The sequence below is a fragment of the Mycobacterium canetti CIPT 140010059 genome (assembly GCF_000253375.1).
GTDB classification, from domain to species: domain Bacteria; phylum Actinomycetota; class Actinomycetes; order Mycobacteriales; family Mycobacteriaceae; genus Mycobacterium; species Mycobacterium tuberculosis.
This window is the reverse complement of the sequence record NC_015848.1, coordinates 2,534,587-2,549,874: the sequence shown is the minus strand read 5'-3', so window position 1 is coordinate 2,549,874 and position 15,288 is coordinate 2,534,587. Positions and strand designations below refer to the sequence as shown.

Below are 15,288 nucleotides of genomic sequence, written 5' to 3'. Positions count from 1 at the left end.
GCAGCATTGTGGGCATGAGGCTGTCTCGCCGCGACAAGATCGCGCGCATGCTGTTGATCTGGGCCGCGCTCGCCGCCGTGGCGTTGGTTCTTGTGGGCTGCATCCGCGTGGTCGGGGGACGCGCTCGTATGGCGGAGCCGAAGCTGGGCCAGCCGGTGGAGTGGACACCGTGCCGGTCGTCAAACCCGCAAGTAAAGATCCCCGGCGGCGCGTTATGCGGCAAGCTCGCTGTACCGGTCGACTACGACCGCCCCGATGGTGACGTGGCGGCGCTGGCGCTGATTCGCTTTCCGGCGACGGGAGACAAGATCGGTTCGCTGGTCATAAATCCCGGTGGACCCGGCGAATCCGGTATCGAGGCCGCCTTGGGCGTCTTCCAGACATTGCCGAAGCGGGTGCACGAAAGGTTCGACCTGGTTGGGTTCGACCCCCGCGGGGTGGCGTCGTCCCGGCCGGCGATCTGGTGCAACTCCGATGCCGACAACGACCGGCTGCGGGCCGAGCCGCAGGTTGACTACAGCCGGGAGGGTGTGGCGCACATCGAGAACGAGACCAAGCAATTCGTCGGTCGCTGTGTGGACAAGATGGGCAAGAACTTTCTGGCCCATGTCGGGACGGTCAACGTCGCCAAGGACCTGGATGCCATTCGCGCGGCGTTAGGCGACGACAAGCTGACCTACCTGGGCTACTCGTACGGCACCCGGATCGGCTCCGCGTATGCCGAGGAATTTCCGCAGCGGGTGCGGGCAATGATTCTCGACGGTGCCGTCGACCCCAATGCCGATCCCATCGAGGCGGAGCTGCGCCAGGCCAAGGGCTTCCAGGACGCGTTCAACAACTATGCCGCCGACTGCGCCAAGAACGCGGGCTGCCCGCTGGGCGCCGACCCGGCCAAAGCCGTCGAGGTCTACCACAGCCTGGTCGATCCGTTGGTCGACCCGGACAACCCGAGGATCAGCAGGCCGGCGCGCACGAAGGATCCGCGCGGGCTGAGTTATAGCGACGCCATCGTGGGCACCATTATGGCGCTGTACTCACCGAATCTGTGGCAACACTTGACCGACGGGCTGTCGGAGCTGGTCGACAATCGCGGAGACACCCTGCTGGCTCTGGCCGACATGTACATGCGTCGGGACTCGCACGGCCGCTACAACAATTCCGGTGACGCGCGGGTGGCGATCAATTGCGTCGATCAGCCCCCGGTTACCGATCGCGACAAGGTCATCGACGAAGACCGCCGCGCCCGGGAGATCGCACCGTTCATGAGCTACGGGAAGTTCACCGGTGATGCGCCGCTGGGCACCTGCGCGTTCTGGCCGGTGCCACCCACAAGTCAGCCCCATGCCGTCTCGGCGCCCGGCCTAGTGCCGACGGTGGTGGTATCCACCACCCATGACCCGGCGACGCCGTACAAGGCCGGGGTCGACCTGGCGAACCAGCTTCGCGGTTCGTTGCTGACCTTCGACGGAACCCAGCACACGGTGGTATTCCAGGGCGACAGCTGCATTGACGAGTACGTGACGGCGTATTTGATCGGCGGCACCACGCCGCCCAGCGGCGCCAAGTGCTAGCGGGGCGAAGAAACGAAGGTGTGATCATTTCGCGCCGTCACAGGTATTCGCCGGTGAGACGATGGCGGCCATGTGGCGCCGCAGACCGTTGAGCTTGGCGCTGCTGTCCTTCGGGTTGCTGCTCGGCGGACTGCCCCTAGCAGCGCCCCCGTTGGCCGGCGCGACTGAAGAACCCGGCGCCGGCCAAACCCCGGGTGCGCCGGTCGTGGCGCCGCAACAGAGTTGGAACAGCTGCCGCGAGTTCATCGCCGACACCAGCGAAATTCGCACTGCACGCTGCGCGACGGTGTCCGTCCCCGTCGACTACGACCAACCCGGTGGGACACAAGCGAAGTTGGCGGTGATCCGCGTCCCCGCGACGGGACAGCGATTCGGAGCACTGCTGGTCAATCCTGGGGGACCCGGGGCGTCGGCGGTCGACATGGTCGCCGCTATGGCACCCGCGATCGCCGACACCGACATTCTCCGCCACTTCGACCTGGTGGGCTTCGACCCGAGAGGGGTCGGCCACTCGACCCCTGCGTTGCGGTGTCGCACCGACGCCGAGTTCGACGCGTACCGGCGCGATCCGATGGCCGACTACAGTCCGGCCGGTGTCACCCACGTCGAACAGGTCTACCGGCAGTTGGCCCAGGACTGTGTTGACCGGATGGGCTTCAGCTTCTTGGCCAATATCGGTACCGCGTCCGTCGCACGGGACATGGACATGGTTCGCCAAGCGTTAGGTGACGATCAGATCAACTACCTCGGATACAGCTACGGCACCGAGTTGGGCACCGCTTACCTGGAACGGTTCGGTACTCATGTGCGGGCGATGGTCCTCGACGGCGCTATCGATCCAGCCGTTAGCCCAATCGAGGAAAGCATCAGCCAAATGGCGGGATTTCAGACCGCTTTCAATGACTACGCCGCCGACTGCGCCCGCTCGCCGGCCTGCCCTCTGGGCACCGACTCGGCCCAGTGGGTCAACCGCTACCACGCCCTGGTTGACCCGCTGGTGCAGAAGCCGGGTAAGACGTCGGATCCACGTGGCCTGAGCTACGCCGACGCGACGACGGGCACCATCAACGCGCTGTACAGCCCTCAGCGCTGGAAGTACCTGACCAGTGGTCTGCTGGGGCTGCAGCGCGGCACCGACGCCGGCGACTTGCTGGTGCTTGCCGACGACTATGACGGCCGGGATGCAGACGGGCACTACAGCAACGACCAGGACGCGTTCAACGCGGTCCGGTGCGTCGATGCGCCCACACCGGCCGATCCAGCGGCCTGGGTGGCCGCCGACCAACGGATCCGTCAGGTCGCCCCGTTCCTTAGCTACGGGCAGTTCACCGGATCCGCCCCCCCGCGATCTGTGCGCGCTGTGGCCGGTGCCGGCAACGTCGACGCCGCACCCCGCGGCGCCGGCCGGGGCTGGCAAGGTCGTCGTGGTGTCCACCACCCACGACCCGGCCACTCCGTATCAGTCCGGGGTAGACCTGGCCCGCCAGCTGGGCGCACCGCTGATCACCTTCGACGGCACCCAACACACTGCGGTGTTCGATGGCAACCAGTGTGTGGACTCTGCGGTGATGCACTATTTTCTCGACGGGACCTTGCCGCCGACGAGTCTGCGGTGCGCGCCCTGAACTCACCGCGCACTCCCCTTGCGGGCCGCCCCGCAACGCTTCTGGCCGGGCATCGGTAACACGGTTTTAACAGACAGTGCATACTGTTCGAGGTATGGACCGACAGAAGGAATTCGTTCTTCGTACCCTGGAAGAACGCGACATCCGCTTCGTCCGGCTGTGGTTCACAGACGTGCTCGGTTTCCTCAAGTCGGTCGCCATCGCCCCAGCCGAACTCGAGGGCGCCTTCGAGGAAGGCATCGGCTTCGACGGATCCTCGATCGAGGGCTTTGCGCGGGTCTCGGAATCCGATACGGTGGCGCACCCGGACCCGTCGACCTTCCAGGTGCTGCCCTGGGCCACCAGTTCCGGCCACCACCACTCAGCGCGGATGTTTTGCGACATCACCATGCCGGACGGCTCGCCGTCGTGGGCGGACCCGCGGCACGTGTTGCGGCGGCAGCTGACGAAGGCCGGCGAACTCGGCTTCTCCTGCTACGTGCATCCCGAAATCGAGTTCTTCCTGCTCAAGCCCGGACCCGAGGACGGGTCGGTGCCCGTCCCGGTCGACAACGCCGGCTATTTCGACCAAGCGGTGCACGACTCCGCCTTGAACTTTCGCCGCCACGCGATCGATGCCCTGGAATTCATGGGCATCTCGGTGGAGTTCAGCCATCACGAAGGCGCACCCGGCCAGCAGGAGATCGACCTGCGGTTTGCCGACGCTCTGTCGATGGCTGACAACGTGATGACCTTCCGCTACGTCATCAAAGAAGTCGCGCTGGAAGAGGGCGCCCGGGCGTCGTTCATGCCCAAGCCATTCGGCCAGCACCCGGGCTCGGCGATGCACACCCACATGAGCCTGTTCGAGGGTGATGTCAACGCGTTCCACAGCGCTGATGATCCGCTGCAGCTGTCGGAAGTGGGTAAATCGTTCATCGCCGGGATCCTGGAGCACGCTTGCGAGATCAGCGCGGTCACAAATCAGTGGGTCAACTCTTACAAGCGGCTGGTGCAGGGCGGCGAAGCGCCCACGGCCGCGTCGTGGGGGGCCGCCAACCGATCCGCCCTAGTGCGTGTGCCGATGTACACGCCGCACAAGACCTCGTCGCGGCGGGTCGAAGTACGCAGCCCTGATTCGGCGTGCAATCCCTATCTGACATTCGCCGTGCTGCTGGCCGCGGGATTGCGGGGTGTAGAGAAGGGTTACGTGCTGGGCCCGCAGGCCGAGGACAACGTATGGGACCTCACACCCGAGGAACGCCGAGCGATGGGGTACCGAGAATTGCCGTCCAGTTTGGATAGTGCGCTGCGCGCCATGGAGGCCTCCGAACTCGTCGCGGAGGCCTTGGGGGAGCACGTTTTTGACTTTTTCTTGCGCAACAAGCGCACGGAGTGGGCGAACTACCGCAGCCACGTCACGCCATACGAGCTGCGCACCTACCTGTCGCTGTAGCCCAGATCTACCGGTTGATCCGACGCCGACGCGCTTTGCGCTACCGTCGTGGTCGTGACCAAACTCGCCACGCAGCGGCCGAAGTTGCCCAGCGTTGGCCGGCTCGGATTAGTTGACCCCCCTGCTGGTGAGCGTCTGGCTCAGCTGGGGTGGGATCGGCACGAGGATCAGGCGCACGTCGACCTGCTGTGGTCGCTGTCACGCGCTCCGGACGCCGATGCCGCGCTGCGCGCCTTGATCCGGCTGTCGGAGAATCCAGACACCGGATGGGACGAGCTCAACGCGGCTCTGCTGCGCGAACGCAGTCTGCGCGGGCGGCTGTTCTCGGTGCTGGGCTCGTCGCTGGCGTTGGGCGATCACCTGGTCGCCCATCCGCAGTCCTGGAAATTGCTGCGGGGCAAGGTCACACTGCCGTCCCATGACCAGCTGCAGCGGTCGTTCGTCGAGTGCGTCGAGGAATCGGAGGGTATGCCGGGCTCGCTCGTGCACCGATTGCGAACCCAGTACCGCGACTACGTGCTAATGCTGGCCGCTCTCGACCTGGCCGCGACGGTCGAGGACGAACCGGTGCTGCCATTCACCGTGGTGGCCGCACGCCTGGCGGACGCCGCGGACGCCGCTCTGGCGGCGGCGCTGCGCGTGGCCGAGGCGAGCGTGTGCGGCGAGCACCCGCCACCGCGCCTGGCGGTCATCGCGATGGGCAAGTGCGGTGCGCGCGAACTGAACTACGTCAGCGACGTCGATGTCATATTCGTTGCCGAGCGCTCCGACCCGCGCAACGCGCGCGTGGCCAGCGAGATGATGCGGGTGGCCTCGGCGGCCTTTTTCGAGGTGGACGCCGCCCTGCGTCCGGAGGGGCGCAACGGGGAGCTGGTCCGTACGCTCGAGTCGCACATCGCCTACTACCAGCGCTGGGCCAAGACCTGGGAGTTTCAGGCGTTGCTGAAAGCACGGCCAGTCGTTGGCGACGCGGAACTTGGCGAGCGTTACCTGACCGCCTTGATGCCGATGGTGTGGCGAGCCTGCGAGCGCGAAGACTTTGTGGTCGAGGTGCAGGCCATGCGGCGGCGGGTGGAGCAGCTGGTGCCCGCCGATGTCCGCGGCCGCGAGCTCAAACTCGGCAGCGGCGGATTGCGCGACGTGGAGTTCGCCGTACAGCTACTGCAGCTGGTTCATGCCCGTAGCGACGAGTCGTTACGGGTGGCGTCCACGGTGGACGCATTGGCGGCGTTGGGCGAAGGCGGCTACATCGGGCGTGAGGACGCGGCGAACATGACCGCGTCGTATGAGTTCCTCAGGCTGCTCGAGCACCGACTGCAGTTGCAGCGGCTCAAGCGCACCCACCTGCTTCCCGATCCCGAAGACGAGGAGGCAGTGCGCTGGCTGGCGCGCGCGGCCCACATCCGGCCCGATGGCCGAAACGATGCGGCCGGGGTGCTGCGGGAGGAACTCAAGAAGCAGAACGTGCGGGTGTCGAAGTTACACACCAAACTCTTCTATCAACCGCTGCTGGAATCGATCGGCCCGACCGGGTTGGAGATCGCCCACGGCATGACGTTGGAGGCCGCGGGGCGCCGGCTGGCCGCGCTGGGCTACGAGGGACCGCAGACCGCGTTGAAACACATGTCGGCGTTGGTCAATCAAAGCGGCCGGCGCGGACGGGTGCAGTCGGTGCTGCTGCCCAGGCTGCTGGACTGGATGTCGTATGCCCCCGATCCCGACGGCGGACTGCTGGCCTACCGGCGGCTCAGTGAGGCGCTGGCCACCGAAAGCTGGTACCTGGCCACGCTGCGGGACAAGCCCGCGGTGGCCAAGCGGCTCATGCATGTCTTGGGTACCTCGGCGTATGTGCCGGATCTGTTGATGCGCGCGCCGCGGGTCATCCAGCAGTACGAGGACGGGCCTGCGGGCCCGAAGCTGCTCGAGACCGAGCCCGCCGCCGTGGCTCGGGCGCTGATCGCCTCGGCGAGCCGCTACCCCGACCCGGAGCGGGCCATCGCCGGCGCGCGCACGCTGCGTCGTCGAGAGCTGGCCCGCATCGGTTCGGCGGACCTGCTCGGCCTGCTCGAGGTCACCGAGGTGTGCCGGGCGTTGACGTCGGTGTGGGTGGCGGTGCTGCAGGCCGCGCTGGACGTCATGATCCGGGCCAGCCTTCCCGACGACGATCGCGCCCCGGCGGCCATCGCGGTCATCGGCATGGGTCGGCTGGGTGGTGCCGAGTTGGGCTACGGGTCGGATGCCGACGTGATGTTCGTCTGTGAGCCGGCCACCGGCGTCGACGATGCACGGGCGGTGAAATGGTCGACATCGATCGCCGAGCGGGTTCGGGCGCTGCTGGGGACACCCAGCGTCGATCCGCCGCTGGAGCTCGACGCCAATTTGCGACCCGAGGGCCGCAACGGTCCGCTGGTCCGCACCCTGGGGTCCTACGCCGCATACTACGAGCAGTGGGCACAGCCATGGGAGATCCAGGCCCTGCTACGCGCACACGCGGTTGCCGGCGATGCCGAGTTGGGTCAGCGATTCCTACGGATGGTCGACAAAACGCGGTATCCGCCCGACGGTGTGTCCGCTGACTCGGTGCGCGAGATTCGCCGCATCAAGGCCCGTATCGAGTCCGAGCGGTTGCCGCGCGGTGCCGACCCCAACACACACACCAAACTGGGCCGCGGCGGACTGGCCGACATCGAATGGACCGTGCAGTTGCTGCAGCTACAGCATGCGCACCAGGTTCCCGCCCTGCACAACACCTCGACGCTGCAATCCCTGGATGTCATCGCGGCCGCCGATCTGGTTCCCGCAGCCGACGTGGAGCTGCTCCGTCAGGCCTGGCTGACCGCCACCCGGGCCCGCAACGCGCTGGTGTTGGTGCGCGGCAAGCCCACCGACCAGCTGCCGGGACCCGGGCGCCAGCTCAATGCGGTCGCGGTCGCGGCCGGCTGGCGAAACGACGACGGTGGGGAATTCCTGGACAACTACCTACGGGTGACGCGGCGGGCAAAGGCGGTAGTGCGCAAAGTGTTCGGGAGTTGACTGCCCCGTTGGTCAGCGTGGACGCCCGCCCGCACGACGAATCCCCGACACTTAACCTGAACCGGCCGCGACGACACGCCTGGGCGACGACGTGGCTTGAGTTTCGGCGCATGTGAAAGACAACCCGCTCGGCGGTCGGGAGATGATTGCCAAGCGGGTTGTGGCACCCGGCTGAAACGTCCTTGAACGTTCTTAAACGGGCTCTTCGCAGCGGTGGTCGGCGCGCCGTTGCCGGCCACCGTCACCCATCGAAAAACCTCGACGCCCGCCCTGGCAACGACACGCCGCTCCCTCTACACCCGGACTGCGAAGAGTCCTTAAACGTCGTAGTACAGCGCGAATTCGTAGGGATGCGGCCGGATGTTGACCGGCTCGATCTCGTTTTCGCGCTTGAAACTGATCCACGTCTCGATCAGGTCGTTTGTGAACACCCCTCCTTCGGTGAGGTATTCGTGGTCGGCCTCGAGACGGTCGATCACATCTGACAGCTGGGTCGGAGTCTGCGGGATACTCGCGGCCTCTTCCGGCGGCAGCTCGTAGAGATCCTTGTCGACGGGCGCCTGCGGCTCGATCTTGTTCTTGATACCGTCCAGGCCTGCCATCAGCATGGCCGAGAACGCCAGATACGGGTTGCCCGACGAGTCGGGGCTTCGGAACTCCAGCCGCTTGGCCTTCGGGTTGCTGCCGGTGATCGGGATGCGCACGCATGCCGACCGGTTGCGCTGGCTATAGACCAGGTTGATCGGGGCCTCGTAACCGGGAACCAGCCGCTTGTAGGAGTTCACCGTCGGGTTGGTGAAGGCCAGCAGCGACGGCGCGTGGTGTAACAGGCCGCCGATGTAATGACGGGCCGTGTCCGACAGACCGGCATAACCCGTCTCGTCGTACATCAGCGGGGCCCCGTCCTTCCACAGCGACTGATGACAGTGCATGCCGGACCCGTTGTCGCCGAACAGCGGCTTGGGCATGAACGTGACCGTTTTGCCGTTCTGCCAGGCGGTGTTCTTGATGATGTACTTGTACAACTGCATGTCGTCGGCGGCGTGCAGCAGCGAATTGAACTGGTAGTTGATCTCGGCCTGTCCGCCGCTGCCCACCTCGTGGTGGCCCTTCTCCAGGATGAAGCCGGAGTTGATCAGGTTGGTCAGCATCTTGTCGCGCAGGTCGACGTATTGGTCGTTGGGGGCCACTGGGAAATACCCGCCCTTGTGGCGGACCTTGTAGCCCCGGTTGGGACTGCCGTCGGCCTCGGTCGCCGCGCCGGTGTTCCACCACCCCGAGATGGCGTCCACCTCGTAGAAGGAGCCGTTGGCGCGCGAGTCGAAGCTCACCGAATCGAAAATGTAGAACTCGGCCTCGGCGCCGAAGTATGCGGTGTCGGCGATGCCAGTGCTGATCAGGTAGTTCTCGGCCTTGCGGGCGATGTTGCGCGGGTCGCGGGAGTACGGCTCCAGGGTGAACGGGTCGTGCACAAAGAAGTTGATATTCAGCGTCTTGGCCGCGCGGAACGGGTCGATGCGCGCCGTCTCGGGATCGGGAAGAAGCAACATGTCGGATTCGTGGATCGACTGGAACCCGCGAATCGACGAGCCGTCAAAGGCCAAGCCGTCGTCAAACACGCTCTTGTCAAAGGCCGAAGCCGGAATCGTGAAGTGCTGCATGATGCCAGGCAGGTCACAGAACCGGACGTCGACATATTCGACCTTCTCGTCCTTGGCAAGTTTGAAGACGTCGTCGGGCGTCTTTTCCGTCACAGAATGCTCCTTTACTGTATCCGCGGCCGACGCTATGGAGCCGATATTGCCCGTCAGTCAACCCCGTGTTGCGCAGACGTTACTGACCGTGCCGCCCACCACTGACGCCGGGTCTCCCCGGCCCTATTGTGGGGCCATGGTCGGCAAGATCGTAACCGGTGGCATGCCGAACGGGAACCTGGTTATCGGGTCTGCCCGATGACGGCGAAATCGCCGCCCGACTATCCCGGCAAGACGCTGGGCTTGCCGGACACCGGACCGGGTTCGCTGGCTCCGATGGGGCGCCGGCTGGCGGCTCTGCTGATCGACTGGCTGATCGCCTACGGTCTGGCGTTGCTGGGCGTGGAATTCGGTGTTTGGTCGACCCCGATGCTGTCGACGGTTGTCCTGGTGATTTGGCTGCTGCTCGGGGTGGCGGCGGTCCGCTTGTTCGGATTCACACCCGGGCAGTTGATGCTGGGTCTGGTCGTGGTGGCAGTGGGTGGCCGGCGGCCGGTGGGGATCGGCCGTCTGGTGGTGCGTGGCCTGCTGATCGGGCTGGTGGTTCCGCCGCTGTTCACCGACTCGGACGGGCGTGGGCTGCACGATCGGCTCACTGCTACGGCGGTGGTGCGACGCTGAGCCGCGTTACTTACGGCGGACCGTGCGCTGGACGCTGCGCATCTTGGCCGTGGTGGGTAGCGGTCCCTTGGGCATGACGCCCGCACCGGCACGCGAACCCAGCGCCGCCAGTCGCGACTCCACCGTGTCCATCTGCTTGACCGTGATGTTGGCCGGAAGGCGGGTGAGGTGGCGCTCCAACTTGGCCAGCGGAACCTCGCCATCGCCGTTGCCGACGATAATGTCGTAGATCGGCACGTCCCCGACCAGTCGCGCGGTGCGCTTTTTCTCCTGAGCCAGCAGTGGTTTGACGCGGGCCGCTGATCCCTCGCCGACGAAGATGACACCGGGCCGGCCGATCACCCGGTGCACGGCGTCGAGGTTGCCGGTGGCGGCCACCCCGGGCGTCACCCGCCACTTGCCCCGCAGGTTGTCCAGCGCCCAGGCGGCTGCGCCGGTTTGGCCTTCGGCTTTGCGGTAAACCGTTCGCTGGGCTCGCCGGCCGAAGATGACGAACGCCACCAGTGCACCCAGCAGCACCCCCAGCGGGATCATCGTGAACATGGTGAACCCGCCAGCCCACACCCCGACCCCCACCGATGCGCCCACGATCAGCAAGAAAGCACCAATCATGTACGGCAGCAGGCGCTTATCCTCCTTGCGCTGCAGGGTGAACGCTTGCCACAGCTGAGCGCGGCGCTGGCGGGCGGCAGCCTTACGAGCAGCGTTTGCCTGAGCTTTGGCGGCCTTGCTTTCAGCGGCATTTCGGGGTTTCGCCATAATCGTCCAGAATACGTAAACGCTGGCTAGCGGGATGCCAAGGCCCGTGAGTTACGTGCCTGTTCGTAGAGCCGGCCCGCCCGATATGACGACCTAACCAGGGGTCCCGCCAATACCCCGGCGAAGCCCAGCCCTTCGGCGAATCGCGCGAACTGGACGAACTCCTCGGGCTTCACCCAGCGCTCGACCGGATGGTGGCGCGCCGACGGCCGCAGGTATTGGGTGATGGTAACGATGTCGCAGCCGGCGTCGCGCAGATCGCCCAGGGCGGTGCGCACCTCGTCGGAGGTTTCGCCCAGGCCGAGGATGAGGTTGCTCTTGGTGACCAGGCCGGCGTCGCGCGCAGCGGTAAGCACACCCAGGCTGCGCCGGTACGTGAACGCCGGCCGGATCCGCTTGAAGATACGGGGCACGGTTTCGACATTGTGTGCCAGGACTTCCGGGCCGGACTCGAAGACCTCGGCCAGCCGGGTTGGTTCGCCGTTGAAGTCGGGAATCAGCAGTTCGACGCCGGTCGACGGATTGAGTTCCTTGATGGCGCGCACGGTCGCGGCGTACAGCCAGGCCCCGCCGTCAGGCAGGTCGTCGCGAGCCACGCCGGTGACGGTGGCATAGCGCAGGCCCATCGTGCGCACGCTGTCGGCGACTCGGCGTGGCTCGTCGCGGTCCAGCTCGGCGGGCTTTCCGGTGTCGATCTGGCAGAAATCGCATCGGCGGGTGCACTGGTCACCGCCGATCAGGAAGGTGGCTTCTCGGTCCTCCCAGCATTCGAAGATGTTGGGGCAGCCGGCCTCCTCGCAGACCGTGTGCAGCCCCTCGCGGCGGACCAGGTTCTTCAGCTCGGTGTACTCCGGCCCGATGCGGGCTCGTGTCTTGATCCACGGCGGTTTGCGCTCGATTGGGGTCTGCGCGTTGCGCACCTCCAGGCGTAACAGGCGCCGGCCCTCGGCAGCGACACTCATAACGGCGATGGTACGGCGTGTGAGGGCACGCGGTCACCGACCGGTAGGACGCCGTCCAGAGCGGCGCAGACAGCGGCGGCGACCGTCGCGCGGACCTCGTCGACGGTGACCGTACGGCCGAGTTCGGCGGACAGCGATGTCACTGCGGCGTCACTGATTCCGCATGGCACGATGGCGGTGAAGGCAGCCAAATCACAATCGCAGTTGAGCGCAAACCCGTGCAGTGTCGTCGCCCGCGACACCCGGACACCGATGGCCGCGACCTTGCGCGCCGGCCTGCCGGGCAGCCAGACCCCGGACCGGCCGTCGACGCGGCCGGCGTGCAGGCCCAGATCGGCGCAGACTTGGATCAGCGATTCTTCAAGGCGCCGAACGTAATTGACCACGTCGAGGGGTTCGGCCAGCCCGATGATCGGGTAGCCGACCAATTGCCCCGGACCGTGCCAGGTGATCTTGCCGCCGCGGTCGGTGTCGACGACCGGAGTGCCGTCAATGGGTCGCTCGTGTGTCTCGGTACGCCGTCCGGCGGTGTAGACCGCGGGGTGTTCCAACAGCAGCAGCGTGTCGGCGCCGCCGGCGACCCGGGCGTCGGCTAGCTCTCGCTGTAGCTGCCACGCGGTCCGGTAGTCGACGGTCCCCAGCTGGCGGACGTCGATCGCGGACAGCTTCGACCGGATAGAACCCGTCACGATAGCTAGGCTACTCGGCCGCCAGCGCACGGCTGGGCAGACGGGGTCAAGCCTAGCCGGGCCGGGTGGTGGCGTAGCCGAGCGCCTCGCCAATGGTGTTGTGGTGGAACTGAAATCCGGCTCGCTCCAGCGCGGAGGGGATGGCGCGCTGACCAATGAGCAACCCCTCGTCGGCGAACTCACCAAACGCCGCGCGTACCGCGACGCTAGGCAACATCAGCGGGGTAGGGCGGTTGACGGCGCGGCCAAACGCGGTGGTGAATTCGGCGTTGGTAACGGGGGCCGGCCCGGTCAAGTTCACCGGGCCGGACAGGTTGGGCTGCGCGATAGCGAACTGCAGCGCCCGCACCTCGTCCTCCAGGCTGATCCATGACATATATTGCCGGCCGCTGCCCAGCCGCGCGCCCAGGCCCACCGAAAACAGTGGCCGCATGCGTCGCAGCATGCCCCCCGCCGGAGACAGCACCACTCCGGTCCGGGCCAGCACCACGCGGGCACCGCTCTGCTGCGCCGGCCGCGTGGCGGTTTCCCAGTCAACGCACAGCTGGGCCAGAAAACCTGTTCCCGCCGAGTCGTTTTCGTCGACCACCCGGTCCTTGGTGTTTCCGTAGTAGCCCACCGCGCTGGCGTTGATCAAGGTAGCGACGCCGGCGTCGGCGACTGCGGCGGATAGCACCTCGGTGGGTGTGATCCGGCTGTCGCGCAGGCTCTGTTTGAAAGCCCCCGACCACCGACGCTGGGCGATGTTGACGCCGCAGAGGTTGACCACGGCGTCGACATCGGTGAGCGCGTGCGGATCGAATTCGCCGCTTTCGGGATTCCAGTGCAGTTCTTCGGAATTCGCAGGTGCCCGGCGCACGATCCGCAGCACCGTGTGGTCGGCCGCGCGCAGCGCCGCGGTCAGGGCAGAGCCGATCAAGCCAGACGAACCCGCGATCGCGACAACGGCGTTGGCCATCACAGTCCTAAATCGGCCTCGAACGCTCCCTCTTCGAGGCGGTGCTTGATCGTGGTGAGGAAACGTCCGGCGTCGGCGCCGTCGATGAGCCGATGGTCATAGGTCAACGGGAGGTAGCAGACCGAGCGCACCCCGATCGACTCGTTGCCGCTGGCATCGACGACCACCCGCGGCCGCTTGACGATCGCTCCGGTGCCCAGCATGGCGGCCTGCGGCGGAACCAGGATCGGGGTGTCGAACAACGCGCCCTGGCTACCGATGTTGGTGATGGTGAAGGTGCCGCCGGACAACTCGTCGGGTTTCAGGTTGCCCGACCGGGCACGGGCCGCGATATCGGCGATCGCCCGCGCCAGACCGGCCAGTGACAGATCGCCGGCGTCGTGGATGACCGGGGAGAGCAGGCCCTGCTCGGTGTCGACAGCGAATCCTAGGTGCTCGGCGTCGTAGTAGGTGATCTCCTTGGTGTCCTCGTTGTAGCTGGCGTTGATGTTCGGGTGAATCTTGAGGGCATCGATCACGGCCTTGGCGAAGAACGGCAGGAAGGTCAGGTTCACGCCCTCACGCTCGGCGAACGCCGCCTTGGCCCGGGCCCGTAGCCCCACGATCTTGGTCATGTCGACCTCATGGGTTTGTGTCAGCTGTGCCGTTGCCTGCAAAGATTCGCGGGTCTTGTTGGCGGTGATCTGACGAATCCGGCTGGCCTTCTGGGTGGTGCCCCGTAGATGTGCCAACGCCGGCGCAGGGGCAGGCGGCGCTTTCGGGGCCGGCGCGGCGGCGGCCTGGGCGGCCGGCGCCGGTGCTTTCGCCCGCTTCTTTTGCTCAGCCGCGGCCAGCACATCCTGTTTGCGGATGCGACCACCCACTCCGGTGCCGGTCACCTCGGCGAGGTCGATGTTGTTTTCCGACGCCAGCTTTCGCACCAGCGGCGTCACGTACGGTGCGCCCTCGGCCGCACCGGCTGGCTGGGCCGCCGGCGGCGATGGTGCGGGTTCGGCCTTCGGCGTCGGCGCTGGCTCGGGGACGGGCTTGGGTGCGGGCTTGGGGGCGGGCTTGGGGGCGGGCGCGGCGCCGATGTCGGCAGCGACACCGATCCGGGCCAACTCGCCGCCGACGGGCACCGTGGCGTCCTCGTCGGCGCTGATACTGACCAAGACCCCAGCCACCGGGGACGGGATCTCGGTGTCCACCTTGTCGGTGGACACCTCCACGAGTGGCTCGTCAACCTGAACCGAATCCCCGATCTTCTTCAGCCAACGAGTGACGGTCCCCTCGGTCACCGATTCGCCGAGCTCGGGCATCAGCACCGGCTTGGCATCGCCACCAGCAGGCGCTCCGGACGTCGGTTGGACCGGTGGTGGTTCGGGTGCCGGCTTGGACTCGGGTTGGGCCGCAGGGACTTTCTCGGGTGCCGGGGCCGCGGCCTCGCCGGCATCCTTGGCGTCGCCAATGACAGCGAGCTCGCCGCCGACCTCGACCGTGTCATCCTCCTGGGCGATGATCTTGGTCAGCACACCCGCGGCCGGCGAGGGGATTTCGGTGTCGACCTTGTCGGTCGACACCTCCACGAGAGGCTCGTCGAGTTCGACCGTGTCGCCTTCCTGTTTGAGCCAGCGGGTAACCGTCCCCTCGGTGACGCTCTCACCGAGTGCCGGCATCTGGACGGAGAAGGCCATTTCTGTTGACTCCTCGATCGATCGTCGGTCGGCGCAGGTCCACCTCTGGCCTATCACACGGTCGCGCACCGGGTGCGGAACCCAGGTGGATGTCGAAACCTATCCTGTCACTGCGCCCGGAGCGACACACATCCAGGGCGCGGCGAGTTGGTGGCCCCGGCGGCCGTTGCCGACACCTCGGCGGGGACATCGGTGCAGTCGGCCGTCC

10 protein-coding genes and 1 pseudogene are annotated in these 15,288 nt (G+C 66.5%); 5 read left to right on the top strand and 6 right to left on the bottom strand.

What is annotated here, in order from left to right; all coding sequences use genetic code 11:
• Window positions 1–8 precede the first annotated feature (8 nt).
• The 4 genes and pseudogenes from caeA (at window position 9) to MCAN_RS11750 (ending at window position 7,664) form a co-directional block, all read left to right on the top strand.
• On the top strand, window positions 9–1,571 hold the full coding sequence (gene caeA, locus MCAN_RS11765; RefSeq protein WP_003411486.1) for a carboxylesterase CaeA: 1,563 nt from the start codon (window positions 9–11) through the stop codon (window positions 1,569–1,571).
• 61 nt (window positions 1,572–1,632) lie between these two features.
• Window positions 1,633–3,196, top strand: a pseudogene (gene caeB, locus MCAN_RS11760) (carboxylesterase CaeB).
• 94 nt (window positions 3,197–3,290) lie between these two features.
• On the top strand, window positions 3,291–4,631 hold the full coding sequence (locus MCAN_RS11755) for a glutamine synthetase family protein (RefSeq protein WP_003411482.1): 1,341 nt from the start codon (window positions 3,291–3,293) through the stop codon (window positions 4,629–4,631).
• 48 nt (window positions 4,632–4,679) lie between these two features.
• Window positions 4,680–7,664: a bifunctional [glutamine synthetase] adenylyltransferase/[glutamine synthetase]-adenylyl-L-tyrosine phosphorylase gene (locus MCAN_RS11750; RefSeq protein WP_003411478.1), complete on the top strand. Its 2,985-nt coding sequence runs from the start codon at window positions 4,680–4,682 to the stop codon at window positions 7,662–7,664.
• 317 nt (window positions 7,665–7,981) lie between these two features.
• On the opposite strand, the gene glnA is transcribed toward MCAN_RS11750, so the two are convergent.
• The gene (glnA, locus tag MCAN_RS11745; RefSeq protein ID WP_003411475.1) at window positions 7,982–9,418 is read right to left on the bottom strand and encodes a type I glutamate--ammonia ligase; all 1,437 of its coding nucleotides are present in this window, start codon (window positions 9,416–9,418) and stop codon (window positions 7,982–7,984) included.
• A 198-nt stretch (window positions 9,419–9,616) separates the two neighbouring features.
• Here glnA and MCAN_RS11740 point away from each other — a divergent pair, with 198 nt between their 5' ends.
• Window positions 9,617–10,039, top strand: a complete 423-nt coding sequence (locus MCAN_RS11740; protein WP_003411466.1) for an RDD family protein — start codon at window positions 9,617–9,619, stop codon at window positions 10,037–10,039.
• Between the two features lie 6 nt (window positions 10,040–10,045).
• Here MCAN_RS11740 and MCAN_RS11735 read toward each other — a convergent pair whose 3' ends face one another.
• From MCAN_RS11735 to sucB, 5 genes are read right to left on the bottom strand one after another with little or no spacing between them, the layout of a single operon-like run.
• Window positions 10,046–10,798 carry a DUF4191 domain-containing protein gene (locus MCAN_RS11735; RefSeq protein WP_003411463.1) on the bottom strand — a complete coding sequence of 251 codons (753 nt, stop codon included), beginning with the start codon at window positions 10,796–10,798 and terminating at the stop codon, window positions 10,046–10,048.
• A gap of 26 nt (window positions 10,799–10,824) precedes the next feature.
• Window positions 10,825–11,760, bottom strand: coding sequence for a lipoyl synthase (gene lipA, locus MCAN_RS11730; protein ID WP_003411460.1), 936 nt, complete (start codon window positions 11,758–11,760; stop codon window positions 10,825–10,827).
• On the bottom strand, window positions 11,757–12,449 hold the full coding sequence (lipB, locus tag MCAN_RS11725; protein WP_003411458.1) for a lipoyl(octanoyl) transferase LipB: 693 nt from the start codon (window positions 12,447–12,449) through the stop codon (window positions 11,757–11,759). Before lipB ends, lipA begins: the two co-directional genes overlap by 4 nt.
• Window positions 12,450–12,501: 52 nt before the next feature.
• On the bottom strand, window positions 12,502–13,407 hold the full coding sequence (locus MCAN_RS11720) for a TIGR01777 family oxidoreductase (protein WP_003411454.1): 906 nt from the start codon (window positions 13,405–13,407) through the stop codon (window positions 12,502–12,504).
• Complete coding sequence (gene sucB / locus MCAN_RS11715) at window positions 13,407–15,080, bottom strand: 2-oxoglutarate dehydrogenase, E2 component, dihydrolipoamide succinyltransferase (protein ID WP_014001181.1); 1,674 nt, start codon at window positions 15,078–15,080, stop codon at window positions 13,407–13,409. Before sucB ends, MCAN_RS11720 begins: the two co-directional genes overlap by 1 nt.
• Between the last annotated feature and the right edge of the window lie 208 nt (window positions 15,081–15,288).